At 73.0% G+C, this 2,374-nt stretch carries 2 protein-coding genes; both read left to right on the top strand.

Translation table 11 applies throughout. The features are described 5' to 3' along the window. Positions 1-969 (top strand): LLM class flavin-dependent oxidoreductase (locus R6V09_RS51065; RefSeq protein ID WP_317888239.1); only part of this gene is annotated, 969 nt, incomplete at its 5' end. Beyond that, entirely contained in the window at positions 966-2,366 is a 1,401-nt protein-coding gene (locus R6V09_RS51060) for an NtaA/DmoA family FMN-dependent monooxygenase (RefSeq protein WP_317888238.1), read from the top strand. The genes R6V09_RS51065 and R6V09_RS51060, both read left to right, overlap by 4 nt. Positions 2,367-2,374: the final 8 nt, after the last annotated feature.

Raw genomic sequence — 2,374 nt, 5'->3', positions numbered from 1 at the left:
GCGGAGAACGCCGGGTTCACCCTGCTCACCCTGGACGACGGCGTGCTCCCGCCCGGCACCGGCCCGGACGTGGTCGGCCGGATCGGCGCGGTGGAGCGGGCCGCGTTCATCGCCGCGTCGACGAGTGTCGTCGGTGTCGCGCCGGTCGTGCCGCTCACCTACGCCGAACCGTTCCATGTCTCCAGCCAGTTGGCGTCCCTGGACCACATCTCGGTCGGTCGCGCCGGGTGGGTGGTGAGTGAGGAGGCGCGTGCCGAGGCCGCCTCCGTGTGGGGTCGCCCGCTCGTCGACGGGGCCGCGGCCCGCGCCCGCGAGTCGCGTGACGGCGTCGAGGTCGTCCGCGCGCTGTGGGACTCCTGGGAGGACGACGCGGTCATCCGCTCCGTCGCCACCAGCCGCTACCTCGACCGCGACCGGCTGCACTATGTCGACTTCACCGGCGACACCTACACGGTCAAGGGCCCGGCGATCGTGCCGCGTCCGCCGCAGGGCCAACTCGTCGTGCTCGGCCACCCCGACGGCGTACCCGCCGGGCAACTCGACGTCGCCCTCGTCGAGGGCCGCGACCTCGCCGCCGTCACCTCGGGCGCGGCCACCGCGGGAACGCCCCTTGTCTTCGCGGAGATCGAGGTCGCCCTCGACACCGCCCACGCCACGGCCGAGGAACGCGTCGCCGACCTCGAACGCCACGCGCCCTGGCCCGACCGGGGACGGCTGCGCCACATCGGCTCGGCCGCCGGACTCGCCCTGCTGCTGGGGGAGTTGAGGGCGGTGGTGGACGGAGTGCGACTGCACCCGCTGGTGCTGGACGAGGACCTCCCTGAACTCTCCCGGCTCGTCCTGCCCCACCTCTTCGAACGACGGCACGCCCTACGGCCCCTGCCCGCCGCGACCCTGCGCACCCACCTGGGCCTGGACCGGCCCGCGAACCGGTACGCCTCCGCGGCCGTCCAGGAGGAAGCCCGATGACCGGCACCGACCCTCTCGACGTTTCCCGCCCGGACGCCCAACTCCACCTCGGAGTCTTCTTCCAGGGCGTCAACCACTGGACCGTCTGGTCGGATCCGGCCAGTGGTTCCCAGATCGACCCCGCCAACTTCCGGCGCGTCGCCCAGACCGCCGAACGCGGCCTGTTCGACGCGTTCTTCTTGGGGGAGGGGCTGCGGCTGCGCGAGGTCGACGGACAGATCCACGACCTTGATGTCGCCGGACGGCCCGACGCCATCACCCAACTCGCCGCGCTGGCCGCCGTGACCGACCGGATCGGCCTGGTCAGCACCTCCAACACCACCTTCAACGAACCTGCCGACCTCGCCCGCCGGCTGTCCGGCCTCGACCTGCTCTCCGAGGGCCGCGCCGGCTGGAACGTGGTCACCACCGACAATGCCTGGACCGGCGCCAACTTCCGCCGTGGCGGCTACCTCGACCACGCCGACCGCTACCGGCGCGCCGAGGAGTTCCTCACCGTCGCCCGCGCGCTCTGGGACGGCTGGGCGGACGCGGCCGTCTCCGACTCGGCCGGCGCCCCGGCCTGGGCGGCACCCGGCGCCGTACGCCAAGTCCGCCACCAGGGACCGCAGTTCGACGTCGACCTGGCGCCCACCCTGCCGCGCAGCGCCCAGGGACACCCGGTGATCTTCCAGGCCGGGGACTCCGGCGAGGGCCGGGACTTCGCCGCCCGCAACGCCGACGTCATCTTCTCCGCGCACGGCAACGACTTCGACGACGCACTCGCCTTCGCCGACGACCTGCGGAACCGGTTGCGGGCCGTCGGCCGCCCCGACGACGACCTGCGCATCCTCCCGGGCACCGAGATCATCATCGGCGCCACGGAGGAGGAGGCCCTGGAGAAGAAGCGCTGGATCCGCCTCCAACAGGTCACCCCGGCAACGGCGTTGGGTATCGCCGGACTCCTGTGGGGCTTCGACCTCTCCGGCCGCGACGCCGACGGGCCGCTGCCCAAGGAGGACCCGGTCGTCGCCGAGAACGACGGCTCCTTCGGCGCACGGCGCATCGCCGATCCGCGCCAAGTGGTCGCCGAATGGCGGGAGAAGGCCGACGCGAACCGCTGGTCGCTGCGCGAGACCGTCATCGCGCTCGGCCCTCAACGCGGCCATGTCGGCACACCGGAGAGCCTGGCGGACAAGTTCGCCCACTTCGTCCGGCACGGCGCCGTCGACGGCTTCAACGTCACGCCCTACCTGATCCCCGACGGCCTGGACGACATCGTCGACCTCCTCGTCCCCGCACTCCAGGAACGCGGCGTCTACCGCACCGACTACACCGGCACGACCCTGCGCGAACACCTGGCCCTGCGCGAACCGCTCACCCGCCGCACCGCCACGGACCGACGGCAGGCGGGCTGACCCACGGC

The sequence above is a fragment of the Streptomyces sp. W16 genome, from assembly GCF_033194735.1.
Lineage (GTDB): Bacteria > Actinomycetota > Actinomycetes > Streptomycetales > Streptomycetaceae > Streptomyces.
The sequence above is the reverse complement of the archived record's forward strand: the minus strand, read 5'-3'. Positions and strand labels throughout refer to the sequence as shown.

Coding starts and splice junctions, on each gene's coding strand:
- R6V09_RS51060 (WP_317888238.1), top strand. CDS start 966: ATGACCGGCACCGACCCTCTCGACGTTTCCCGCCCGGACGCCCAACTC.